Annotated in this window: 25 protein-coding genes and 1 tRNA gene; 3 read left to right on the forward strand and 23 right to left on the reverse strand. The window is 29.5% G+C overall.

What is annotated here, in order from left to right; genetic code table 11:
* Positions 1-65: 65 nt before the first annotated feature.
* Genes IMK15_RS03910 through IMK15_RS03965 form a run of 12 tightly spaced genes read right to left on the reverse strand, consistent with a single transcriptional unit; the run spans position 66 to position 13,979 of the window.
* Entirely contained in the window at positions 66-734 is a 669-nt protein-coding gene (locus IMK15_RS03910; RefSeq protein ID WP_046329175.1) for a redox-sensing transcriptional repressor Rex, read from the reverse strand.
* Positions 718-1,659: a methionyl-tRNA formyltransferase gene (gene fmt, locus IMK15_RS03915; protein ID WP_319016685.1), complete on the reverse strand. Its 942-nt coding sequence runs from the start codon at positions 1,657-1,659 to the stop codon at positions 718-720. Before fmt ends, IMK15_RS03910 begins: the two co-directional genes overlap by 17 nt.
* Positions 1,660-1,671: 12 nt before the next feature.
* The gene (def, locus tag IMK15_RS03920; RefSeq protein ID WP_192941967.1) at positions 1,672-2,178 is read right to left on the reverse strand and encodes a peptide deformylase; all 507 of its coding nucleotides are present in this window, start codon (positions 2,176-2,178) and stop codon (positions 1,672-1,674) included.
* Positions 2,179-2,190: 12 nt separating this feature from the next.
* A complete protein-coding gene (gene priA, locus IMK15_RS03925) occupies positions 2,191-4,110 on the reverse strand; it encodes a primosomal protein N' (RefSeq protein ID WP_192941968.1) in 1,920 nt (639 codons plus the stop codon).
* 7 nt (positions 4,111-4,117) lie between these two features.
* Entirely contained in the window at positions 4,118-6,136 is a 2,019-nt protein-coding gene (locus IMK15_RS03930) for a penicillin-binding protein (RefSeq protein ID WP_192941969.1), read from the reverse strand.
* An 8-nt stretch (positions 6,137-6,144) separates the two neighbouring features.
* Positions 6,145-7,572, reverse strand: a complete 1,428-nt coding sequence (gatB, locus tag IMK15_RS03935; protein ID WP_192941970.1) for an Asp-tRNA(Asn)/Glu-tRNA(Gln) amidotransferase subunit GatB — start codon at positions 7,570-7,572, stop codon at positions 6,145-6,147.
* Complete coding sequence (gene gatA / locus IMK15_RS03940) at positions 7,572-9,020, reverse strand: Asp-tRNA(Asn)/Glu-tRNA(Gln) amidotransferase subunit GatA (protein ID WP_192941971.1); 1,449 nt, start codon at positions 9,018-9,020, stop codon at positions 7,572-7,574. Before gatA ends, gatB begins: the two co-directional genes overlap by 1 nt.
* Positions 9,021-9,033: 13 nt before the next feature.
* Positions 9,034-9,315 (reverse strand): Asp-tRNA(Asn)/Glu-tRNA(Gln) amidotransferase subunit GatC, encoded by a 282-nt coding sequence (gene gatC, locus IMK15_RS03945; RefSeq protein WP_046329181.1) that lies wholly within the window; start codon positions 9,313-9,315, stop codon positions 9,034-9,036.
* Positions 9,316-9,333: 18 nt separating this feature from the next.
* A complete protein-coding gene (locus IMK15_RS03950; RefSeq protein WP_192941972.1) occupies positions 9,334-10,023 on the reverse strand; it encodes a pseudouridine synthase in 690 nt (229 codons plus the stop codon).
* Positions 10,010-10,549, reverse strand: coding sequence for an SMC-Scp complex subunit ScpB (gene scpB / locus IMK15_RS03955; protein WP_192941973.1), 540 nt, complete (start codon positions 10,547-10,549; stop codon positions 10,010-10,012). The genes IMK15_RS03950 and scpB overlap by 14 nt, the downstream gene beginning before the upstream one ends.
* 1 nt (position 10,550) lies before the next feature.
* The gene (locus IMK15_RS03960) at positions 10,551-11,609 is read right to left on the reverse strand and encodes a rod shape-determining protein (protein ID WP_046329184.1); all 1,059 of its coding nucleotides are present in this window, start codon (positions 11,607-11,609) and stop codon (positions 10,551-10,553) included.
* Between the two features lie 12 nt (positions 11,610-11,621).
* Positions 11,622-13,979: a DNA translocase FtsK gene (locus IMK15_RS03965; RefSeq protein ID WP_192941974.1), complete on the reverse strand. Its 2,358-nt coding sequence runs from the start codon at positions 13,977-13,979 to the stop codon at positions 11,622-11,624.
* 199 nt (positions 13,980-14,178) lie between these two features.
* On the opposite strand from IMK15_RS03965, the gene IMK15_RS03970 reads away from it, so the two are divergent.
* The 3 genes from IMK15_RS03970 (at position 14,179) to IMK15_RS03980 (ending at position 16,587) form a co-directional block, all read left to right on the forward strand.
* A complete protein-coding gene (locus IMK15_RS03970; protein ID WP_192941975.1) occupies positions 14,179-15,270 on the forward strand; it encodes an OmpA family protein in 1,092 nt (363 codons plus the stop codon).
* A 139-nt stretch (positions 15,271-15,409) separates the two neighbouring features.
* Positions 15,410-15,769, forward strand: coding sequence for a 50S ribosomal protein L19 (gene rplS / locus IMK15_RS03975; protein WP_192941976.1), 360 nt, complete (start codon positions 15,410-15,412; stop codon positions 15,767-15,769).
* Positions 15,770-15,873: 104 nt separating this feature from the next.
* Positions 15,874-16,587 (forward strand): Fic family protein, encoded by a 714-nt coding sequence (locus IMK15_RS03980; RefSeq protein ID WP_192941977.1) that lies wholly within the window; start codon positions 15,874-15,876, stop codon positions 16,585-16,587.
* An 82-nt stretch (positions 16,588-16,669) separates the two neighbouring features.
* Here IMK15_RS03980 and IMK15_RS03985 read toward each other — a convergent pair whose 3' ends face one another.
* The 11 genes from IMK15_RS03985 to IMK15_RS04035 all read right to left on the reverse strand — a co-directional run bounded on the left by IMK15_RS03985 (position 16,670) and on the right by IMK15_RS04035 (position 25,916).
* Positions 16,670-17,923, reverse strand: a complete 1,254-nt coding sequence (locus tag IMK15_RS03985; RefSeq protein ID WP_192941978.1) for an L-serine ammonia-lyase, iron-sulfur-dependent, subunit alpha — start codon at positions 17,921-17,923, stop codon at positions 16,670-16,672.
* A gap of 203 nt (positions 17,924-18,126) precedes the next feature.
* Positions 18,127-18,981, reverse strand: coding sequence for a ribokinase (locus tag IMK15_RS03990; protein WP_192941979.1), 855 nt, complete (start codon positions 18,979-18,981; stop codon positions 18,127-18,129).
* A 2-nt stretch (positions 18,982-18,983) separates the two neighbouring features.
* The gene (gene atpC, locus IMK15_RS03995; protein ID WP_192941980.1) at positions 18,984-19,376 is read right to left on the reverse strand and encodes an ATP synthase F1 subunit epsilon; all 393 of its coding nucleotides are present in this window, start codon (positions 19,374-19,376) and stop codon (positions 18,984-18,986) included.
* 1 nt (position 19,377) lies between these two features.
* On the reverse strand, positions 19,378-20,772 hold the full coding sequence (gene atpD / locus IMK15_RS04000) for a F0F1 ATP synthase subunit beta (RefSeq protein WP_046329190.1): 1,395 nt from the start codon (positions 20,770-20,772) through the stop codon (positions 19,378-19,380).
* 11 nt (positions 20,773-20,783) lie between these two features.
* Positions 20,784-21,647, reverse strand: a complete 864-nt coding sequence (gene atpG, locus IMK15_RS04005; protein ID WP_192941981.1) for an ATP synthase F1 subunit gamma — start codon at positions 21,645-21,647, stop codon at positions 20,784-20,786.
* A gap of 9 nt (positions 21,648-21,656) precedes the next feature.
* Entirely contained in the window at positions 21,657-23,162 is a 1,506-nt protein-coding gene (gene atpA / locus IMK15_RS04010; protein ID WP_192941982.1) for a F0F1 ATP synthase subunit alpha, read from the reverse strand.
* 12 nt (positions 23,163-23,174) lie between these two features.
* Positions 23,175-23,702: an ATP synthase F1 subunit delta gene (gene atpH, locus IMK15_RS04015; protein ID WP_046329193.1), complete on the reverse strand. Its 528-nt coding sequence runs from the start codon at positions 23,700-23,702 to the stop codon at positions 23,175-23,177.
* A gap of 1 nt (position 23,703) precedes the next feature.
* Positions 23,704-24,201: a F0F1 ATP synthase subunit B gene (gene atpF, locus IMK15_RS04020; protein WP_192941983.1), complete on the reverse strand. Its 498-nt coding sequence runs from the start codon at positions 24,199-24,201 to the stop codon at positions 23,704-23,706.
* 12 nt (positions 24,202-24,213) lie between these two features.
* Complete coding sequence (gene atpE, locus IMK15_RS04025) at positions 24,214-24,453, reverse strand: ATP synthase F0 subunit C (RefSeq protein WP_046329195.1); 240 nt, start codon at positions 24,451-24,453, stop codon at positions 24,214-24,216.
* 14 nt (positions 24,454-24,467) lie between these two features.
* A complete protein-coding gene (gene atpB / locus IMK15_RS04030) occupies positions 24,468-25,367 on the reverse strand; it encodes a F0F1 ATP synthase subunit A (protein ID WP_046329196.1) in 900 nt (299 codons plus the stop codon).
* 472 nt (positions 25,368-25,839) lie between these two features.
* A tRNA-Asn gene (locus tag IMK15_RS04035) sits at positions 25,840-25,916 on the reverse strand.
* Between the last annotated feature and the right edge of the window lie 90 nt (positions 25,917-26,006).

A 26,006-nucleotide genomic window follows, 5' to 3' on the forward strand; every position in this document is an offset into this window, starting at 1 on the left:
TAACTATTAAGTATATGTTTAATATAACGGATATTGCTAATATGAGGCCTATCCCTATTTCCATCTTATTCTCCTTTTTTGTTTATATCTATATGTCTACGCCAGAAATTTAATTCTTGAAGTTTTGCTGATATATCCACAGAAATTACTGCGATTTCTCTAGGTAATTCTATTTTAAATGCAGTTAAATTTAATATACCCTTTATACCACTTTTTACAAGTTGTTTTGCAACTGCTTGTGCTTCTTCCTTATTAACAGCTAGTATTGCTTGATTTATATTGTATTTTCTTATATATTCATCCATTTCATCTGAACCTTTTACAATTATATCAAGACCTTCTGTTTTTTGTCCTATTTTTTCTTTGTCCTTATCAAAAACTTCTACTATTTCAAACCCTTTACCTAGTACTACACTATTAGATACTAACATAGATCCCATCTTACCATAACCTACTAGTATCAATTTATTCTTCTTGTCTATACCTAAAATATGTTCAAGTATTTCTATTAGCTTTGCGACATCGTATCCTCTGCCTCTTACACCAAATTCGCCAAATGTTGATAAGTCTTTCCTAACTTGTGCTGCTGTACTATCCATTTTTATAGCAAGATCTAAAGAATTAATTTTCTTTTCATACTTACTTACTTCATACAAAATAGTTAAATATTCTGTTATTCTTGTTACCATGCGACTTGAAATATCTTTCGATGTAAAATCAACTTTCTTTTCCATAAAAAACATCTCCTAGTAAAACTTTTCTACCATTTACTATATCTGCACCTGATTGTATTTTTTTACCTTCAAATTTTACACTTTTTAATCTTACAGCCCCATTCAAGCATTTTACAATAGGACCTTTTTTAGTTATTTCAACTACTTGTCCCATTTTACCTTCATATTCTTTATATATTTTTTCAACCTCATATACCTTTATATGTTCACTACCCTTTAATATATATGCTGTTGGTGTTGGATTAAATGCTCTTACCTTGTTGTATATTTGTTCTTTTGTTAAATTGAAATCTAAAAGGCAATCAGATTTTTTTATTAAACTAACAACTACAGCCTTTGCATCATCTTGCTTAGTTCTTGTAATTGTACCTGACAAAATCTTTTTAATTGTTTTGTCTAATAAGCCATAAGACATATTAGATAATTTTTCAGTTAATGTAGCTAAATTATCTTTTTCATCTATATCAACTTCTTCTACTTCTAATATATCTCCTGTATCTAATCCTTCATCTATTAACATTATTGTTAACCCTGTCTTTTTATCACCATTTAAAAGTGCATGGTGTATTGGTGATGATCCTCTATATTTTGGCAGAATTGATGAATGGACATTTATTATACCATATTTTGGTAAATCTATTAATCTTTTTGGTATAATTTTACCATAAGCTGCGACTACTATCAATTCTGGTTCAAAACTTTTTATATATTCATAAGTTTCATCATTTTTCAAACTTTTTGGTTGTAAATATTCTATATTATGCTCTATCGCAAATTCTTTTACTGGCGAATAATTTATCTTATTCCCCCTAGAATTTATCTTATCTTCTTTAGTAACGACAAGACGCAAATCTGTATTTTCATATAGATATCTTAAAGATTCCAAACTAAATTCTGGTGTCCCCATAAATATTGTTCTTATCACTACTATCCCTCCTTAGAATTCTCTTGGTTTTGAATGTCTTTTTATATTTTCTAATCTCTTTCTTATTAGACTCTTGTTTATTGGTGACAAACGGTCTATAAACATCATACCATTTATATGATCTGTTTCATGTTGGAAAGCTTTTGCCCATAATCCTTCCATAACTTCTTCAACAACATTACCGTTTTCATCTAAATATCTAACCTTTATCTTATTAGGTCTTGCGACTCTTTTAAATATACCTGGTATAGATAAACATCCTTCTTCCATTTCAACATTGTCATCTAATATTTCTAAAATTTCTGGATTTATACATTTTTTTACTATTTCATCTATTTCCAATACAAAGTATCTTCTGTCTATATCAACTTGATTAGACGCTAAACCTACACCATTTGCAAGTCTCATAGTTTCAACCATTTCATCTAAAGTTTTTCTTAATTCATCATTAATCTCTTCTTTTTCTAATGGTGTTGACTTTGTTCTTAAAATTTTTGCTTCATAAACTTGTATATTCACTTCTTTTCCTTTCTATAGCATATTATTCGGATCTACATCTACTAATATCCTTGTAACTATCCTATTTCTATTTTCTATTAATTTTCTAATAATTTTCTTTATTACCTTATCATTTTTTCTGTCATATAGTATGTTTACATTAACTCTATATCTCTTACTTGCCTTATATACCATACACTTTGCCACAGGATATATTTTAGCATAAGTCCCTAGTTTATTCAAAATATATTGATAACAACTACTAGCTATTTTATTAAGTCTATTTTCATTTGTATCGGTAAATAATATTTTTATGTGTTTCTTATATGGTGGATAACCCAATTTTTCTCTTAGCTTCATTTGTTCTTCATATATTAGGTTATAGTCATTGGTGATTATAGACTTTATTAGAATTGAATCTTTATCATATGTTTGAATGAAAACTTGTCCTTTTTTCCCTTCTCTACCTGATCTACCTGAGGCTTGTGCTATTAACTGATAACTTCTTTCATATGCCCTATAATCTGGATATGATAGCATTTGATCAGCATTTAGTATACCAACTAAAGTAACATTTGGAAAGTGAAATCCTTTTGCTAATATTTGAGTTCCTATTAGAATATCATACTTATTATTCAAAAAATCTTGGTAAGCTTTATCTATTTTTGTTTTACTTGTCATAGAATCTGCATCCATTCTTAATATTCTATCCTCATCAAAAATTTCTTTTAATCTTTCCTCTAACTTTTCTGTACCTGTACCTTTTTTTTCTAACTTCTCACTACCACAGTACTTACATCTTGTAATCATTTTATATGTCTTACCACATTGATTGCACTTTAGAATGTTGTTTTTATAGTACGTTAGACTAAAAGTACATATATCACATTCCATATTTTTTTTACAGTCTCTACACTTTAAGATTATTGAATATGCCTTTCTATTAAGTAATAGTATTACCTGTTCTTTATTTTTTAATTTTTCATTAATTCTTTCTATTAATTCATCAGTTAAAAAATCTTTTTCCTCGCTAATATCTTTTACTATGTACTCAGGTAATTTTGCTCCATTATATCTATTTTTTAATATATGCTCTTCTATATCCTTATTTTTCACCTGATACATAGTTTCGAATGAAGGAGTTGCAGAACCTAATACCACCTTTGCATTTTCAAGTAATGCCCTTTTTATTGCAACGTTTTTTACATGATATCTTGGTGCTTCATCTTGTTTGTATGTACTTTCATGCTCTTCATCTATTATTATATACTTTAAATTAGAAAGATTACTAAATATTGCAGATCTAGCTCCTAAAATTACCCTTATTTTCTTTTCTTCTATGAGATTAAAGTACTTTATCTTTGCATTCTTAGTTAATTTACTATGCCATAAGGCAATATTTTGACCAAGTGCCTTTTCCAAATTTTTCTTTAATTGACTTGTAAGTGTTATTTCTGGAACTAATAGTATGGCACTGCCATCTTCTTTTAAAGCTTTTTGTATTAACTTAATATATATTTGTGTCTTACCACTACCAGTTACACCATTTATTAGATGTACTGTCTTACTAGAATTAACTATATCCAAATATACTTTTTGTTGTTCATCACTTAAATGTACTTCTTCTATTTTTGTGTTATTCGCTTTTATATCTTCACATTCTTTTTTTTCTGGTTTTTCTATTATACTAAGTAAATTACCATATGGTTCGATATAGTAGTTGTGTATAAATTGCATTAGCGAAAAAAGCTTTTCATCTAGTCTTTTATCTAGCACTTTTTCTATGCTCTTTATATTAAACTCTTTTTTTAATACATTTACTTTCTCAACTACTATACCTTCCATTTTTTTGTTATTATAGTCAACTACACAGTATGTTCCAAGCTTTATTTCTTCATCACTTTGGTATGTGAATAGCATATTCATTTTTTTTAATTGAATATTATAGTACATAGTTCTCCTACTTTAATTCTATTATTATTGGTGTATTTTCATCTATCTTAGTACCTAACTTAACGCTTTGACTTACTACTTTTCCATGACCTTTAAATTTTATATTTTTATATTTTTTATATGATGACAATGATATTATTTGTCTTAAGCTTAAACCACTTAAGTCTGGCATCATCTTATTTTGAAGATCCAAATTAATCAATCCTAAATCACGAGGTTTACTTGTATTTTTAGCAACTACTATATTATCACTCTTATTTCTTTCTTCTATATCTGGTATATATGAAGGTTCTATTCCTTTATATTTTATGAGCTTTTCTAATAAATCTCTTGCAGGAGGTAGGGCTACTGCCGCACCATAATATGCTCCATGAGGTTCATTTATTGTTATTAACACAGAATATTTAGGTTTATCTGCTGGGAAAAATGCGAAGAATGATGAGAAATACTTTCCTTTTTCATATCCTCTAGGTCCTGCTTTTTGAGCAGTACCTGTTTTTCCACCTATTCTATAACCTGGTATTATTACACCTCTACCTGTACCTGATGTAACAACATTTTCAAGAATTTCCCTTATTTGTGCTGAAGTTGCTTCTGATATTGGAGTGTATAGAACTTGTGTCTTATTCTGCAAAACTACATTTCCATTAACATCTACTACCCTATCGACAATAAATGGTTTTAAAAGTTTTCCACCATTTATTGTAGCATTTAGTGTTGTTAGCATTTGTAATTGAGTCATAGATATACCTTGTCCAAATGATACATTTGACTTTCTTACTTCAGTAAATGATTTTAATGAGAATAGTCTACCTGATGATTCAAATGAAGTATCTATACCTGTTTTTTGTGATAAACCAAATTTATGTAAGTAATTATAGAAGATATTACTGTCCATAAGTTGACCTATCTTTACCATTGCAACGTTACCTGAGTGAGTTATTATCTTAGTTATTGTAAGATCTCCTCTTGTACTTGAATCGTGGTCATGTATTATTCTATCTTTAACTTTAACATACCCATCTGAGTGTATTATTGTATCTTTATTTATTAACTTTTGTTCCATAGCTATTGAAACTGTTATTGGCTTAAATATTGAACCTGGTTCAAATAGGTCTGTTATAGGTCTATTCTTTATTTCCGACTTATTTGTAGCCTTAGGATATGAATCCATAGCAATAATACGTCCTGTATCTGCTTCCATTAATATACCCATAGCAGATTGTGCACTACTATCTTCATATGCTTTTTCCAATATTTCATCTAACCCATATTGCATAACACTGTCTATAGTTAAGTATACATTATTACCTGGTTTAGGTTCTTGTAATACCTTATCTTCTATTAAAGATTGTAATGTGTACTCCTTATACGTATCTGTTGCAGGTTTATATACCTTAACCTTACCTTGTACACCTCTTAAGTACTTATCATATGAGTTTTCAACTCCGTATACTGGCTTCCCTTCTTTATTTAAAAAACCTATAACTGACTCAAACTCATTACCTACAACTGTGTATCTTTCAGATTTTTGTTGATAAAATATCCATTTACCTATAACTCTACCTTTTCCAGACTTTTTGCTTTGTTTTTTATAGTCACTAATTTCCTTAACTAGTTTTTCTTTTAAGGTATAGTCTATTTCTATCTTGAAATCATAAAAATGCTTTTTCTTAAGTTTGGTATCTCTTATTGCCTTTTCAACTTCTTCTTTTGATTTACCTACGTATTTTGATAATATTTTTGATATATCAGATACAAACTTATCATCCAAATTCATAGGGTCAAGAGTTATATCATATTTTTCAACGTCAAAGGCTAATTTATGATTATCATTTGAGTATATACTACCCCTTTTAGCATATATTTGTTCAACTTCAAATCTCTTTTCATCAATCTTTTTTCTACCACCATCTATTGCTGAACTTATTTGAAGGTAAACTAGTTTACATAAAATTATTAATATCATAAAACAAACAACAAAGCTGTAAAGTCCTATAGCACTTATTTTATTTTTTAATTTCATATTTTTACCTATTTACACTTTTCTAATATTAAATCTGTAACAAGTTTTGGATTTGCCTTACCTTTAGATAACTTCATAGCTTGACCCATTAAGTATTTCATTGCTCTATCCTTACCTGCTTTTAGATCTTCTACAGACTCCTTATTATTCTTTATTACTTCATCTACTAGGGCTTCTATAGCCTTCATATCTGTTATTTGAGCTAATCCTTCTTTTTCAACTATTTTCTTAGGTGTTAAATCTGATTGTATCATTTTTTCAAATATTTCTTTTGCAATCTTTGAGCTTATAGTCTTATCATTAATTAGGTTTATTAACTCTGCTAGTCTATCTTCTCTTATTGTAAACTCATCTATATTGCAATTTTTTTCTTTTAGTACTCTTAATACTTCTGTTAGTATCCAGTTACATGATAGTCTTGGATCATTTGTTAATTTAACAACATTTTCAAAATAGTCTGCTAATTCTGGTTCATTTGTTAGAGGTATAGCTTCTAATTCAGGTATTTTGTACTCTTTCATAAATCTAACTAATTTTTCACCAGAAAATTCAGGCATAGTCTTTTTTATTCTTTCTAATCTTTCATCACTTATTACTACTGGTGGTAAGTCTGGTTCAGGGAAGTATCTATAATCCATAGCATCTTCCTTTGATCTCATGGTTCTTGTAACTCCATTTTCTTCATCCCAAAGTCTTGTTTCTTGTACTACTCTTCCACCATTTTCTATTACTTCTATTTGTCTACTTATTTCATAATCAATAGCCTTAGCAACTGCCTTAAATGAATTTAAATTTTTAGTTTCTGTTCTTGTTCCTAACTTCTTTTCTCCCACTTTTCTTACAGAAACATTAGCATCACATCTTAATGATCCTAATTCCATACTTACATCACTAACTTTTGTGTATTTTATTCTTTCTTTTAGTGTAGTTAAATATGCATATGCTTCTTCAGAATTTTTTATACATGGTGTAGTTATTATTTCAAGTAAAGGCATAGAAGCTCTATTAAAATTAAGTAAACTTTCTGTTGATAAGTGTATACTCTTTGCTGTATCTTCTTCTATTTGTATTCTTTCTATTGTAATTTCTGATTCCTTACCACTATTAGTCTTTACTTTTAATTTACCATTTTCAGCATATGGTTTAAAAAATTGTGTTATTTGATAATTCTTTGGTGAATCAGGGTAGAAATAGTTCTTTCTATCAAAGAAACTTAATTTATTTATTTCACATCCTAATGCAAGTGCTGCTTTTATTGCATAATTTAAAACTTCATCATTTAATTTTGGTAGTGCACCTGGTTCACCAACACAAGTAGGTGTTATACAAGTATTTGGTTCTTTTTCGTCATATTCTGCACTTGCACTACACCAAATCTTAGATTTAGTCTTTAATTGTACGTGTACTTCCAAACCTATTACTGATTCGTAATTCATTATTTTTCCTCCATTTCTGGATATTCTATTTGTCCTCTAATTTTTTCATATACATTTGATACATTTAGTATTAAATCTTCTTTGAAATAGTCTCCTATTAATTGCATACCTACAGGAAGTCCATTTTTCATACCAGTTGGAACTGAGATACTAGGTAACCCTGCCATACTTACACAAACTGTGTATATATCTGATAAATACATAGTTAATGGATCTGATATCTTTTCACCTTTTTTAGTTGCTGTAACTGGTGAAGTTGGTGTTAAAATTAAGTCAACTTCTTTAAAGGCTTTTTCAAAATCTTCTTTTATTAGTCTTCTTATTTGTGAAGCTTTTTTGTAGTATGCATCATAGAATCCTGAACATAGTACATAATTTCCTATCATTATTCTTCTTTTTACTTCTTTACCAAAACCTTGTGTTCTTGTCTTCACATACATATCTTCAACTGATTCATTAGACTTTCTATCACAGTATCTAACTCCATCATATCTTGCAAGATTAGATGCAGCTTCTGCTGAAGAGATGATATAGTATGTAGAGATTGCATATTTTGTATGAGGTAAACTTATTTCTTTAAATTTAACTCCTTCTTTTTTTAATTGTTCTATTGCTGTATTTATGCTATCTAATACATCTTTATCTAGTGTTTTAGTATAATATTCCTTTGGTAAACCTATAACTAAGTCTTTTAGTTCTTTATCTAATAGCTTTGTATATTCTGGTACTGGTATATCAGAAGTTGTAGGATCTAATTCATCATATCCTGCTATTATTTCAAGTAACCCAGCTATATCTTCTGTATTTCTTGCAAGTACTCCTATTTGGTCTAATGAAGATCCAAATGCCATTAATCCATATCTTGATACTCTTCCATAAGTAGGTTTTAATCCAACTACACCACATAAACTGGCTGGTTGACGCACACTACCACCTGTATCTGATCCTAATGCTATATATGCTTCTTTTGCTGCTACCATTGCTGCTGATCCACCACTTGAACCACCTGGTATTCTTTCCAAATCAAAAGGATTAGAAACATTTTTTACACTTGAATTTTCTGTTGATGACCCCATAGCAAACTCATCCATATTAGCCTTACCAAAAGGTATTACTCCTGCTTTTTTCATTCTTTTAACTACTGTTGCGTCATATGTACCTACATAATCTTTTAATATCTTTGAAGCTGCTGTTGTTTTTTCCTTATATGATACTATATTATCCTTTAGAGCAACTGGCACTCCATAAAGTTTTGAATTAGGTTCATGTTTATCTAATTCTTTTGCAAATTCTAATGCACTATCTTTATTTAAACTTACATATGCTCCTATTTTATCGTCTACTCTATCAATTCTTTCAGATAATTCTTCTACTACTTCACTAGAAGTTAGCTTTTTCTCTTTTATCATTTTAGCTATTTCTGTTGCACAATAATCATATATTTTCATTCTCACACCTCCATTAAACTATCTTTGGTAAAATTACAAATTCTTCATCTTTCTTAGGTGCATTAGCTAAGAAATCTTCTTTTTTTTCTGTGTTGTTTACTATATCTTGTCTTGTTCTATCTTTAAGTTCAAGAACATTGTATAAAGGTTCTACCCCTGTTACATCTACTTCATTAATTTGCTTAATATAGTCAAAAATTTCATTTAATGATTTTTCCATATCAACTAATTCTTCTTCATTAAATTCTAATTTTGACAATTTAGCTATTTTTAATACTTCTTCTCTACTTAACATATATATCTCCAATCGTGATTATAGCTTCTTTAAATATTCAATTTCATCTTTTGTTAATTTTCTATACTTGCCTACTTCTAAGTTTTTTAGAGTTAATTCTCCAACTTTAACTCTCTTTAAACTCTTAACAAAATATCCTAAAACCTCAAACATTTTTCTTATTTGTCTATTTCTACCTTCGAATATTGCAATTCTAACTTCTGTCTTAGTTAATACTTTAACCTTAGCTGGTGCTGTTTTTACACCATCTATTACTACTCCATGTGATAAGGCTTCTATGTGATCTTCTGTTATTTCTTTGTCTATAGTAGCGATATAGCTTTTGTATAATTTTTGTCTTGGATGCATTATCTTATTATACAAATCTCCATCATTACTTACTATTATTAACCCTTCTGTTAAATAGTCTAATCTTCCATAAGTGAATAGTCTTTTATTTGAATTAATTAGTGAAACTGCTGTTACTCTTCCAAACTTATCTTCATTAGAACAAATTACTCTTTTGGGTTTGTTTAGGATATAGTACTCGTATTGGTCAAGTTTTACACGAACTCTTTCACCATCTATTCTAACTATATCATTTTCTCTTACTTCGTCACCTTTTTTCGCAACATTCTTATTTATCGTTACTCTACCTATATCTATTAACTCATCAGCTTTTCTTCTAGAACAAAAACCTGATAGAGCTATATATTTATTTATCCTCAATATTATCCTCCTTATACTCTTTCAACCATTGAGCTTTTTCCATGTTAAATAATTCTTCTTTTGATTCTATACCAACATAGCCATAGAAATTTTCTGTAACCTCATAAAGTTTAGGATTTCCTAAACTCTTTTTTCTACCACTAGCATATATTAATTTCTTTTCAAGTAATGTTTGTATACTTCCATCTACACTAACACCTTTAATATCTTCTATTGCTGATTTAGTAATTGGACCTTTAAAAGCTATTATTGTAAGGGTTTCCATACTAGATTTTGACAACTTTTTTACTTTTACAGTAGGATTGAAGAAATCCTGTATTGCCTTACCACAGTTAGGATTGGTTACAAATTTTACCATTTCTTCCTTTATTTCTAAATTAATACCTGTATTTTCTCTTTTTTCTTTTAAGTCTAATAGAAGGGTCTTAGTTTCTTCTACAGTCTTATTCAAAAAATCTGCTAATTCGTCTATAGGAACAGGTTTATCTGACAAGAAAATTATTGCCTCTATTTCATTTAAATCCATTCTAATACTCCATATATTGTGGTACTATTATATTCCCATATTTATCAAAATCGTCAAATATACGTGCCATACCATTAACTACTGTATGAATAGGATCTTCTGAAATAGTAACTTTTAATTTGAATTCTTCTTCTATTCTTTGTTTTAGTATGCGTATATTTGCACCTCCACCAGTTAAATATATACCTGTTTCATAAATATCTGCTGATATTTCTGGTTCTATTTCTTCTAATGCTATCTTTATCTTTTCTACTATTTTATCAATATTTTTCTTAATAGCTGCATCAACTTGGCTACCAACTATTACTAACTCTTGAGGTAGTCCATTTGCTGTACCCATACCCTTTATTGTTATTTCTTCTTTATCTGTCGGTGCTGAAGTTGCTAATATTTTTAATTTTTCAGCTGAAGTTTCTCCTATTATTATACTATATTGATCTTTTATGAACTCTATTATATCAGCATCAAAATCATCTCCAGCAATCTTTATTGATTCAGACTTTGATGCTCCACCTGATGCAACAAAAGCTATTTCTGTTGTACCTGCACCAACATTTACTATTAAATGTCCTTTAGGTTCAAATATATCTATTCCTGCACCTATAGCTGCTACTATAGGTTCTTCTACTAAATATACCTCCTTTATACCTAAATCACTTACAACATTGAAAAATGATCTTTTTTCTACTTGTGTTACACCACTTGGAACACAGACTATAGCCTTACCTTGTAGTACTGCATCTTTTCCTATTCTTTCTAAAAAATCACCTAGCATTTTTACAGTCATTTCATAATTTGATATTACACCATTTTTTAATGGACGAATTATTTCAATAAAATTAGGTCTTCTTCCTGCTATTCTCTTAGCATCATTTCCTATTTTATCAACTACTTCTGTTTTAATATTTCTTGAAACATATGTAGGTTCATCAACTAAAATACCATCATTTTTTACGTAAATTATTGTATTTGCAGTACCTAAGTCTATACCTATTTCTTTGTAAACTCTTGATTTAAAAACTGTGTTCTTAATCTTTTTTAATTGTTTTAATATCTTCATTTTATTCTCCCACTATATTATTTTATATCCACTATCATCTAATACACCGTTATTTTTTAACTCTTCATTTATTCTTGACGCTCTATTAAATCCTATTTTCAATTCTCTTTGTAGTAAAGATATTGAAATCTTATCTTCAGCTTTTTCTACTAGTTCCAAAGCTTTAGAGTAATATGGATCTTGATCTTCTTCATCTTCTGTAGGTGTTAATATATCCATATTGTATACAGCTTCTTTTTTAGATTTTAATACTGTAGTTAAGTTAACAACCTCATCGTCTGATATGTATGCTCCTTGTATTCTTTCTAATTTTGAGCTTCCACTTTCAAGTAAAAGCATATCTCCTCTACCCAATAGCTTTTCTGCACCAACTTGATCTAATATTGTTCTTGAATCTATTTGTGATCTTAGTGCAAATGATATTCTACTTGGTAAGTTTGCTTTTATCATACCAGTTATTACATCTGTTGATGGTCTTTGAGTTGCTACTATCAAATGTATACCTACAGCTCTTGCTTTTTGAGCTATACGTGCTATTGAAGTTTCAACACTATTAGCTGAAACCATCATAAGGTCTGCTAATTCATCTATTATTATTACTATATATGGCATTTTATCATGCTTTACAAGCCTATTATATGACTTAATATTTCTAATTCCTAATTCTGCTAATTTTTTGTATCTTAATTCCATTTCAGATACAGCCCATTTTAAAGCTATAGCCGCTTGTTCTGGGTCTATTATTACTGGAACTAGTAAATGTGGTATACCATTATATGGCATTAATTCTACCATCTTAGGATCTACAAGTATAAACTTAACTTCATCACTACTTTTCTTAGAAATCAATGTAGATACTATTGTATTTATCGCAACACTCTTACCTGATCCTGTTTGACCTGCAATTAGTAAATGTGGCATTTTAGCAATATCTATTATCTTATCCCTACCAATAATATCCTTACCTAGTACAACGCTTAATTCTCCCTGTTCTAGTGCCTTATCATGTATTAAATTTGAGAAATATACATTTTCTTTTATCTTGTTAGGTGTTTCAATACCTATTGTTGACTTACCTGGTATAGGTGCTTCAAATCTTACACTTTCTGCTTCTAAGTACATAGATATTTCATCAGATAATTGTGTCACCTTATTAACCCTAACACCTGTTGGTATTGTAATTTCATAACGAGTTATTGTAGGTCCAGTAGCATAATCAACTACCTTTGCATCAACACCAAATTCTTTTAAAACTTTTTCTAGTTTTTGTATATTTTCATTTATCTCTTGCTTCATTTTTAATTTTTCTTTTTCATCGACCTTCTTATACTCAAAAACTTCTTCTATTGATTTTTTTAAGTCCTCGTCGATTTTTTCTATTTTAACTTCTTTTTGTACAGGTTTTGGTTCTGTTTTTTCTTCTACTTCTGTCAATACTTCTGTTTCTTCTGCTACTACTTCTTCTTCTTTTTCTTCTTTTTTTATACTATCTTCAGCTTGTTGTATTCTTTCCTTGTTCTTTATATATTCATCCCATTTTTTTTGTTGTTCTTCTAATTCTTCTTTTGAATAATATTCAGTTTTATCAAAGTAACTTTCCTTAGGTTTTTTTGATATCTTCTTGTCAAAGCTTTCATTAGATAAGGTTATTATTACATTTTTTACCTTATTCTCTCTTTCTTTTGCTAATATTTCTTTTTCTTCTCTTTCTAACTTCTTTTTAACTTCTAATATTTGTTTTTTCTTTAAGTATTCTTCTGAATTAAAGTATTTATGTGTCTGAACTACTATACTAATCCCTAGGAATATTACTCTTGAGAAAGCTAAGAAAAGAAAAACAATAGAAAGAATTAAAAGTGATAACTTGTATACCACATTATTACTCAGGAAGTATAAGGGGATTGAACTTACAGCTCCAAGTAATCCTGCACCACCTTTAGAAAATCCAAATTCTAACAATTTTTGTCCTGCTTTTATTAAACTTTGTTCTGAACTTACATCTATTTTACTAATAGTCATAAATGAAGAAAGTAATACTGAAAAGATAATATAGAAAATCTTTTTAGATAGTGAAATTTCTTCTTCTACAATTATGCTAATTATTATCACTACTAAGGCTAGTATTAGAAAATAGTACATAGACCCAAATAATATATGGAAAAATCCATTTATTTTTAATAACATTGTATTAACTACACCTGAATTAAGTTGTAGAGAACTTTTTAAAAAGTCTGTTACTAGTAAGACTAAGACTAGTATAGAACTTACAATTAATTCAAGTATATTTATCTTCTTTTTGTTTTCGTTTGCTCTTATTCTTTTTTCGCTTATAGTTAAATTCTTTTTCTTCTTCACTTTTCCGTCCTTCATACTACACATTTTCACTTGTACATTTTAACATAATTTTTACTTTTTTTAAATGCTTATACTTTGCTTTTAATATTTTTATTTTCTTCGATTTTATTTGATTTTATTTGATTTTTTTTTAATAATCGATTATACTATGAATATACGGCGAGAGCCTATATATATAGTAGTCAAAAAAAATCTTTATAAGGAGGAAAAAAACATGAAGAAAATAGCACTTATGGCTTTAGCATTAACTACTGTCTCTGCATTTGGTTGGGAAGTTAATGTTAAAACTGGTTATGATTTCTACAGAGGTGGAAGAAACGTTACAACTGACGTTACTAAAGTAGATGACGTGCTAGGTAACGGATGGACACTTGGTGCAGAAGTTATACCTTTCAACAAAGGTGTAGTTGAACTTGGTGTTGGTACTGAATACAATTTTGGTACAACTAAAGCTAGATTCAGTAAATATGAAAAACAAACTAATGGTTCATACGAAGAAACTGAACAAGCCCATCACTTTGCACCTATTTACGCTTTAGCCAAAGTAAATCTATTTAGATCTGAAGACAATAATTCATCAGCTTATGCATTAGCTAGATTTGGTGGTGTTGTTTACGGAACAAAAGATGCTGGTAAAGATACATACACTAACCGTGGTGGAGTTTACTATGGTGCAGGTTTAGGATTTGACTATGGTCACTTCCTAGTTGAAGGTCTATACGATGGTGCATACTTACCTAAGACTGATACAGCAACTGCTGAATTTATTAACAAAGTTGGTGTAAGAGTTGGATTTAAATTTGGTGATTACAAGGTTGTAAAACCTGTTGTAGTTGAAGAAGCTCCAGCACCTGCTCCAGTAGAAATTGTAGAACCTGTTGCTCCAAAGGTAGTTAGACCTACTAAAGTTGAAACTAAAACTAAATTTATACATGCTATGTGTGATGCAGAAGCTAAGAAATGTGTAATTCACGGATTTAAGATCGACGGAAGAAAACCTAACAAGAAGGAATCTAAAGACTTAGGAGAAGTTGTTAAATTATTAAACGACTTTGCTGATTCAGGAACTATTGATATAGTTGGACATACTGACTCAACTGGTTCTGATAAATATAACCAAAGATTATCAGTAATAAGAGCACAAGAAGTTAATAAATTATTAGCTCAATACGGATTAAAGAGCGAATACAAGATCAACTCTGTTTCAGGTAAAGGTGAAAAAGAACCTATGGCTACAAACAAGACTAGAGCTGGTAGAACTCTAAACAGACGTGTTGAACTATTATTTAGTGACATTGTTAGATAGTTAAAGAGAAAAGTGCAGAAATGCACTTTTTTTCTTGCAATTTTTTAAAAAAAATGTTAATATTATCTGTAATACCGAAACGGTCCTCTAGATATTATTTATCATACGAACGTTTTATAACGAAGGGAGTGTATATTTTTTGAAGGAAAGATTAATCGAACTTGTAGAAAAGAAATATCTTAAAGCTGATGTAACTAAAGAAATGTTCAAAGCTGGAGATACTATTGCAGTTTACTACAAAGTTATTGAAGGAAACAAAGAAAGAATCCAAGTATTCGAAGGAATAGTTATTAGAGTTTCTGGTACAGGAATAGCAAAAAATTTCACTGTAAGAAAAGTTTCTTCTGGTATAGGAGTTGAAAGAATAATACCTCTTAACTCTCCATCTATCGAAAAGATAGAAGTTAAGAAGATTGGTAAAGTAAGAAGATCAAGACTTTACTACTTAAGAAATCTTTCAGGTAAAGCTGCTCGTATTAAAGAAATTAGAAATAAATAAAAATAGACACAATTGTGTCTATTTTTTTATACTTAACATAGAGTGATAATTGAAAATGAATAATATATATGATAAACTTAAGTATATTGTTAGGAGAGATATATATGGAAGATAAGTTTAATATGTCAAAAGAGCAAAATATATTTTTAGCAAAAAAAGAAATAAAAGAAAATATATATAACGCATTAAAATTAGAAGGTTCTAATGCAACATTTTTACAAACAAAAAAAATTTTAGAAGGAATTAATGATAGTGCGGTATCTTTAGATGATATACAAATTATATTAAATCTTAAAAATGCTTGGAAATATGTTTTAGAAAATCTTGATAAAGATATAAATTTAGAATTTATTTGTCAGATAAATTCAAGAGTTTCTAAAAACGAAAGCCTTGATCCAGGAATAATTCGTTATGGTCGTGTTGGAGTAACTTTAAAAAATGAAGAAAGATATATTCCAGAAATACCAGATATACAAAAAGTTAGTGAAGAAATTAGAGAAATTAATTTAATAAAAAACACTACTGAAAAAGCGCTTAAATATTATTTATATGGAATGAGAAGTCAATTATTTTGGGACGGAAATAAAAGAACAAGTAATTTAGTAGCTAATTCAATTTTAATAAGAGAAGGTAAAGGAATAATTAGTGTTAATATTGATAAGCTTGATGAATTTCAGACAAAATTATCAAAATTTTATGAATCTAATAATTATGATGATTTAATAAATTTTATATATAATAATGCTATTAAAGGATTGAATATAGATAAAGATCTTGAAAAGAAACATAAGTCTTTGTTTATAAAAGATAATATTTAGTGGCTACTTAATGGAGCGCATATACAAAAGAAAATGTAGAAATAGAACAAAAAATCTCCCAAAAATTTTGAGAGATTTTTTTTTAATCTAAAGGTACACCAGCTGGTAATCCTTCTTCTTGTTGCATTTTTAATAACTTTTCATAATACTTCGCTAAACCGCTCGTAGATGTTTCCCTATAACCTTGACGCAAATCCTTACCTGTTTCTGCCATAGTAACTATTACATCATCAAAACTTATTATATGATCTGGATCTACTGACATTACATAATTTGCTGTATTAAGTGCCTTTACAGAAAATACTGCATTACGTTCTATACATGGTACTATTACATATCCACCTATAGGATCACAAGTCATACCAAGTGCATGTTCCATTCCACTTTCTGCTGCATATTCTATTTGATTAGCATTACCACCCATAAAATATGTTGCCATAGCTGAAGCCATAGAACAAGCTGAACCTATTTCTGCTTGACATCCACCTTCTGCTCCTGAAACTGTAGCATTTTTCTTTATTATTGATCCCACAAGACCTGCAATTGCTAGTCCACGTATTGCTCTTTTTCTGTCTATATTAAACTCTTCGACCATAGCTACTAATACTGCTGGTATAACGCCACAGGCACCACAAGTAGGGGCTGTAACAACCTCTCCAGCACTAGCATTTTCTTCAGATGATGCAAGTGCATATGCAAACATCTTCTTAGTTAATTTAAGTGATTCAGGTGCAACCATAGCTTTTTCATACATTTCTTTTGCTTTTCTTTTAAAACGCAATTTAGCAGGTAATAAACCTTCTTTTTTTATACCTCTTTTTACACATCTATACATTGCATCATATATATCATCTAAATACTGTTCTATATCCTCATTCTCAAATACATATTCCCACATCTTTTTATTATTCTTTTTACACCAATTAACAATATCTGTCATATGTTCAAGCTTATATGGTTGTTCTACACTACTTTGTTCTACAACACCATTCTTTATTTCTCTTATAGACCCACCACCTATAGAAAAGACTTCCATAGTGTCTAAAATATTGTCTTTTTCATCAAGTGCAACTAATTTCATATAGTTTGTATGATATGGATGAATAAAACTTGGATCCCAGAATACTGTTGTTGGTTTTGGCATAAATGTTTTTTCTATTATCCAATCTGTCATGTGTCCCTTACCAGTAGCTGCAAGACTTCCGTATAGATAAGCCTGATACTTTTTAGCATCTGGGCATCTTTTTTTAAATTCTTTTGCTGCTCTTTCAGGTCCCATGGTATGTGAAGATGAAGGACCACAACCAATCTTAAATACTTCTTTCAAACTTTCCATAAACACAGTTCCTCCTATGAAAATGATAACATATATTTAAAAATATTTTCAAGTGATAAAAAAATTAAAAAACGGCTAGATTTTACTCTAGCCACATAACAATTTTTTAGGGTTTAAAAGGGTGTGATATAAATATATCGCAGTTATATTTACATATATATTATACAACTTTTATAAATTTTGTCAACTATTAATTTTTCATTTTATTTTATTAATGAAATTTTCTTAACTTGTGCCCCTGTATATTGAACAACAACGCTTGCAACCCTAGTTGCAAAATCTAATGATTTTTGTATATCCCCTTCATTATACATACTGAAGAATGCCCCCATAAATGCATCTCCAGCTCCTGTCGTATCTACAGCATTCACTTTTTTGGCATTACATTCAAATTTTTCTTTTTTTGTAATATACTTTGAACCTTTTTTACCTAAAGTTAAAAGTATACTTTTTACACCAAGATCTAATAATTCCTCTATGCTTTTACCTAAAAATTTTAGTTCAATTTCATTTACCACTAAACAGTCTAATTGTTTTAGGTATTCATCAGGAATATGTCTTGCTGGTGCTAAATTTAATGCAACGTATTTACCTTTTTCCTTTGCTTTGTTTATGATATAGTAATTAGTTTGTTCTGGGATTTCATTTTGCAATAAGATGATATCATTTTTTTCTATTAAATCTATATTTTGTTCTACAACACTAGGGGTTAATAGGTTATTTGCCCCTGGGGTTATAACTATCATGTTTTCTGAATCATCAGATACCATAACTATTGCTTTACCTGTACTTTCATCACATTCTTTTATACTACAATTACAAAAACCTAAATCAGACAGATATTTTTTTACTTCTACACCATCGCCATCAGTTCCAACACAAGCTAAAAAATCAACATTAGAACCTGTTAGTTTTGCACTAAATGCTTGATTACAACCTTTTCCACCATATTGTTTTTTAAAGCTTTTTGCAGTTATTGTTTCAGATGGTTTAGGCATATTTATTACATTGAAAATGTAGTCTATATTCACACTTCCAACTACTAGTATATTATTCATAACTACCTTCTTAAACTATCTTGTATTCTCTTTTTAGTTCCTAGAATATCTCTATCTTCTTTAATTTTTTCTTCAGTTGCCTTCTTAATTGCTTGTTCTCTTTGTAAACGAACTGCACTTTCTTGTGATGCTTCTATAATATCTTCTGCTAAAACTGTAACTACGTTTTCTTTGATTTCTAAAAATCCTCCAGAGACGACATATAGTTTTTCATCTTCATCTTTTAAACGTATTAACATTTGCCCACTACCTAATGAAGTAACATAATCTATGTGGTTTGGCAAAATCCCTATATCTCCTCTTGCTCCTTTTACTTTAAGAAAAGTAACATTAGAAAAAGTATATTTTTCACCTGTTGGACTAACTACCAAAACTTCTAAAAGGTTATTATTCATTTTATTCACCTTCCAATGATCTTGCTTTTTCTACAGCTTCATCTATTGTACCAACGAATAAAAATGCTTGTTCTGGTAAATCATCATATTTACCTTCAAGAATTTCTTTAAATCCTCTTATTGTTTCTTTTAATGGTACATATTTACCTTTCATACCTGTAAATTGTTCAGCTACTGAGAAAGGTTGAGAGAAGAATCTTTGTATTTTTCTTGCTCTATTAACTATTACCTTATCTTCTTCACCTAGTTCATCCATACCTAATATTGCTATTATATCTTGTAATTCTTTGTATCTTTGTAATACTTTTTGAGTTTCACGTGCTACCTTATAGTGTTCATTACCAACTATATCTGGTTCCAATATTCTTGATGTTGAATCCAATGGGTCAACAGCTGGATAAATACCTAATGAAGCTATTTGTCTTGACAATACTGTTGTTGCATCCAAGTGTGAGAATGTTGTCGCTGGTGCTGGGTCAGTTAAGTCATCCGCTGGTACATATACAGCTTGTACTGATGTTATTGACCCTGTTTGTGTTGATGTTATTCTTTCTTGTAATGCTCCCATTTCTGTTGATAAGTTTGGTTGATATCCAACAGCAGAAGGCATTCTTCCTAATAGGGCTGAAACTTCTGCTCCTGCTTGTGTAAATCTAAATATGTTGTCTATAAACAACAGTACGTTTTGTCCTTGCTTATCTCTAAAGTATTCTGCCATTGTAAGTGCTGTTAATGCGACTCTTAATCTTGCCCCAGGCGGTTCGTTCATTTGTCCATAAACCAATGCCGTATTATTAATTACACCACTTTCTGTCATTTCGTTGTATAAGTCTCTACCTTCTCTTGTTCTTTCACCAACTCCAGCAAAAACTGATAATCCTCCATGACCTTTGGCAATATTATTTATTAATTCTTGTATTAATACTGTTTTACCAACTCCAGCTCCACCAAATAGTCCTATCTTACCACCTTTTAAGTATGGTGCTAATAAATCGACTACCTTGATACCTGTTTCTAGGATTTCAAAACTTCCTCCTTGTTCTTCAAAACTTGGAGCTTCCTTGTGGATAGAATCCATTTGTTCTGTTTTAATTTGTCCCTTGTTATCAACAGTTTCTCCTAAAACATTAAATATTCTACCTAATGTTTCTTTACCTACTGGAACTTTAATTGGTGCTTCTGTATCTAATATTTCTAATCCTCTTTTTAGTCCATCTGTATTTGACATTGCTACAGCTCTAACAGTGTTATTACCCAAATGTGAATGTACTTCTGCTACTATTCTTTTACCATTTAGATAAACTTCTAGAGCATTGTATATATCAGGCAATTTTTTTTCAAATTTAGCATCTATTACTGGACCTATTATTTGAGTGATTATCCCTTTATTTTCCAATATTGCACCTCCTATTTAAGAGCTGATGCTCCTCCAACTATTTCGTTAATTTCTTGTGTTATCTTTGCTTGTCTTATTCTATTGTATTCTAATGTTAATTGCTTTATTAATTCTTCCGCATTATCACTTGCATTCTTCATAGCCATCATTCTTGCAGAATGTTCACTTGCTGTAGTTTCCAGTAATGCTTGATAAAGTTTAATGTTTAACATCTGTGGAATAAGTTCTATTAATACATCTTCTTCATTTGGTTCAAAGATTGTACTAGTAGACTTTTTACCTTTCACATTACTTTCAAAAGGCAATAGTCTTTCTTCTAAAAGTTTGTATTCGATAACAGATACAAACTTAGAATAAATTAAATATACTTCATCATAATTATCTGATAAGTAATTATTAACTATATCAAGACTTATATTCTTTGCTTTTTCAAACATTGTTTCTGGTATTAATTGTATATATTCACTATCAACATTAACATTTCTTGCATCACAATAATCTCTTGCTTTTTTACCTATGGAAATTACTGAAACACTTTTACCTTCTTTTGTAAACTTATTTATCATATTTTCCATTCTCTTTAAAGCATTACTATTAAAGCTTCCGCATAGACCTCTATCAGAACTCATAACAATTAAGCAAACTTTTTTTACATTCTTTTTACCATCAAATAGAATATGATTTTGACCAACAACACTTCCTAGAATGTTTTCAAAAACAACATTTAATGCATTTGAATATGCTCTTGACTTAAAAGTTAATGTTTGAAACTTTTTAAATTTTGTAGATGATACTATATTCATAGCATTAGTAATTTGTCTTGAATTTTTAATACTATTTATTCTTTCTTTAATTTCTTTTGTATTTGATGCCATTTTTTACCTCTAATGAACATAATCTTTCTTGAAATTAGTCATGAATTCTTCTATTTCTTCTTCTATTTCAGGTGTAATAGCTTTCTTTTCCTTTATATGTTTCAACAAATCAGTTGTATTTGTAGCTGATGCTAACATTTCTTCTTCAAAGTTTCTTACATCTTCTATATCAATATCATCTAATTTTCCATGTGTTGCTGCATAGAATACTAATACTTGTTCTTCTACCTTATATGGACTATATTGAGGTTGTTTTAGAATTTCCATTATTCTTTCACCTCTATTTAATTGATCTCTTGTTGCCTTATCAAGATCTGAACCAAATTGAGCGAATGCTAATAGTTCGTTATATTGTGCTAATTCCAATTTTACTCTTGATGCTACTTGTTTCATAGCCTTTATTTGTGCTGATCCACCAACTCTTGAAACTGATAAACCTGCATTAATTGCTGGTCTGAATCCTGAATTGAATAAGTCAGTTTCCAAGAATATTTGTCCATCTGTAATTGATATTACGTTTGTAGGGATATATGCAGATATATCTCCTGCTTGTGTTTCAATTATTGGAAGTGCTGTTATACTTCCTCCGCCTAATTCAGGAGATAATTTTGCTGCTCTTTCCAACAATCTTGAGTGTAGATAGAAGACATCCCCTGGATAGGCTTCTCTTCCAGGCGGTCTTTTTAATAGTAGTGACATTTCTCTATATGCTACTGCGTGTTTTGATAAATCATCATAAATGATTAAAACATGTTTACCATTATCCATGAAATATTCACCCATAGTTACTCCTGAATATGGAGCTAAATATTGCATAGATGCTGGTTCAGAAGCTGTTGCCGCTACGATTATAGTCTTATCCATTACGCCTTTTTCTTCTAATTTTTTTGCAATATTTGCAACAGTAGATCTTTTTTGTCCTATTGCAACATATATACAATAAACATCTGTATCTTTTTGATTAATTATTGTATCAATAGCTATTGCTGTTTTACCAGTTTGTCTATCTCCAATTATTAATTCTCTTTGTCCACGACCTATTGGAACCATTCCATCTATTGACTTTATACCTGTTTGTAATGGTTCACTAACTGGTGCCCTGTCAATTATTCCAGAAGCAGTACGTTCTACATCCATATACTTTGTAGCTTCTATACTTCCTTTACCATCTATAGGATTACCTAATGAATCAACAACACGACCTAGTAAGACTTCTCCTACTGGTACTCTTGTAATATTTCCAGTTCCTTTAACTAAGTCCCCTTCTTTTATACTACCGTTTGTCTTCAACATTACAGCACCTACATTGTTTTCTTCAAGATTAAGTACCATTCCTATTGATCCATTAGAAAATTCTAGCAATTCTCCAGCCATCGAATCTTTTAAACCGTAAATATTTGCTATTCCATCACCTATTTCAACAACAGTACCCACATTCTTTATATCTAAATTTTTCTTATAACCTGATATTTCAGAACGTATAATCTTGCTTACTTCATCTGGTTTTATACTCAAAGTATTCACCTCCTAAAATCTTTTTCGTATTTCTTTTATTTGTGTAATAATAGATCCATCTATTACTTCATCACCTATTTTAATAATACCACCTGCTATTATTTCAGGATCTATTGTTATATGAAGTAATACTTTTTTCTTTTTCATTATTTCTAATTTTCTTACTAGTTTTTCTTTTTGTTCTTGTGATAATTCTTTAGCAAATATTCCTGTTACTATTAATTTATCATGATCTTCATAATATATATTTAAATATTCATCACGAATTTCTTTAATATTTCCTAGTCTTTTCTTTTCTATTAAATAGTTTAATACTTCAACTGGAACATCTTTAATATCTTGATATATTACATTTAGTATTTGCTTTTTCACATTATCATCTATTATTGGATATTCTAAGAATTTTCTAAATTCTATATCATCTTTAATGTGAGTTAAAAGAACTTCTAACATTTCTAAAACTGGAAAAATTTGTTCTTTTTTCTTTGCTATTTCATATATAGCCTCAGCATAAACCTTTGCAACCTTTATATCACTCATATTATTCACCTATTTCATCAATAAAAGTATCTATGGTTTTATCTTGTAAAGTATCATCCTTAGAAATGTTTTCTTTAATTATTTTTTCAGCTAATTCAACCGCAAGTTCTCCGATTTCATTTTGTAATTCACTCTTTGCTTTTTCTTTCATTTTTGCGATATCTGTCTCAGCTTTCATAAGCATTCTTTCTCTTGTTTGACCAGCATTTGCTAATATTTGTTCTTTTCTTTCATCTGCTTGTCTTTCTGCTTTTATAATAATATCATTAGCTCTTCTTTTTGATTCTTTTCTTAATTTTTCAGATGCCTCTTTTTGATCTTCAAGACTTTCTCTTTCTTTCTTAACTTTTTCTAAATCCTTTAAAGCTAATTTCTTTCTTTCTTCAATAACTCCACCAATTTTTTTACCGAATAATTTCCAAAAAACATAAACTAGTATAAGAAAATTAATCATTTGAATTACCATAGATAAGTCTATAGATATCAAGCTATTTTCCATGTTTTTTTACCATTATCCTTTCAATAATATTAGTATTAATGCAACAAGTAATGCATATATACCTGTTGATTCAGTTATGGCACACCCTATAAATAATGTACTCATAATTTGGCTTTTTGCCTCTGGTTGTCTTGATATTGCTTCTACTGCATATGCTGATGTTAGACCTTGTCCAAGACCTGCTCCTATACCACCACATGCAGCTATTCCAGCTCCTAACAGTGCAGCTGCTTTAACTATTTCAACTCCCATTATTTCTCCTCCTTTTAATCTTCGTCTCCTATTAATGCTTGTTCAACGTATACTGATGATAGTACTGTAAATACAAACGCTTGTAATATACCGATAAATAAGTCTAAATAAAGTTGTAATATCGCTGGCCAAATTACAGCTAATGAGAAACTACCTCTCATAAGGTGTAAAGTCAACGATGATAGAACATTATTAAAGCTTATACCGTATAATAACCCAATAATTACAAGCCCTGCGAACATATTACCAAACAAACGCATTGATATGTTTATGGGCTTTGCTAATTCACCAATTATATTAATTGGTAACATAATAAAGAATGGATGACACAATTCTTTAAATACACCTATTATACCTTGTCTTTTAATCCAACAAGTTACAAATAGTACAGTAACAATAATAGCTAATCCTAAGGTTGTATTAATGTCTGCTGTCGCTGTTCTAAAGAACGGTTTTATCAACCAAGTATTTCCCTTTTTTTCCCACATAAATATGTATGGGAACAAGAAAACACTCAAATTGGAAAATAGTATAAAGGCAAACAAAGCTGAAAAGAAAGGTAAAAACTTTTCTTTATAATTCTTATAATTTGCCAAAAATGTTGATTCTATAAAGTTATAATACTCTTCTAATAATAACTGTAATCCCTTAGGATTTTCTATACTAAGATTTCTAGAACCGAAGAATAAAATCACAATGATTAATAACATTAATGCCCAGCTATTAACTATAGTTTGGTTAATTTGGAAGACATATCTACCTATTTTAACTATTCCAAAAACTCTAGGAGCTTCTATTAAATCACTAGGTTTCAAAAATGAAATAGGGAAAATTGTAGAGAATATTCCAAGTATAAAGTTAATAATTAATGTGATAACTATAAAATATAGAATAACCTTACCAGCTTTTTTCAATTCTTATGCACCTTCTTTCTTAAAAAATTTAAAATATACATAAAATAGCATATTAACTTGAACGAGCATAAACCTAATGCACAAATCAACACAGAATATATATCAGAACACAAAAAATATGTTAGGTATAATGTGAGTGCATATAGTGCATATGCTAATAAAAATCTAAAATATGAGATGTAGCTTTTGTAACCCTTATAAACCAATAAATATACTGTAAATAATAAAATTGCATTAGACACAAGTGAACATAGAACACCTAATGAAAATGCAATATACAAAAATTTAATATTTAATAATAAGCCCAAAAAAAATGCTAATAGCCCCATTAAAAAGTTCATAGCAAATATTCTATTTATTTTTGATGGTATAACTTCTAGCATTACTCTACTCCTATATCTTGATAAATAAATAATAACACTTTTCATTCAATTTTTCAACATATTATATGTATGAAAAAGAACAAAAAAAATGGCGTCCTCGGATGGATTCGAACCAACGACCCTTTGGTTAACAGCCAAATGCTCTAACCTGCTGAGCTACGAAGACACACATTAAAACAAAACTTGGCAGTTACCAATCTTCCCCATTACTGAGTATTGTAGGCGTTTACAGGCTTAACTTCTAGGTTCGGTATGT

Source organism: Sneathia sp. DSM 16631 (assembly GCF_014892235.1).
Classification (GTDB): domain Bacteria; phylum Fusobacteriota; class Fusobacteriia; order Fusobacteriales; family Leptotrichiaceae; genus Sneathia; species Sneathia vaginalis.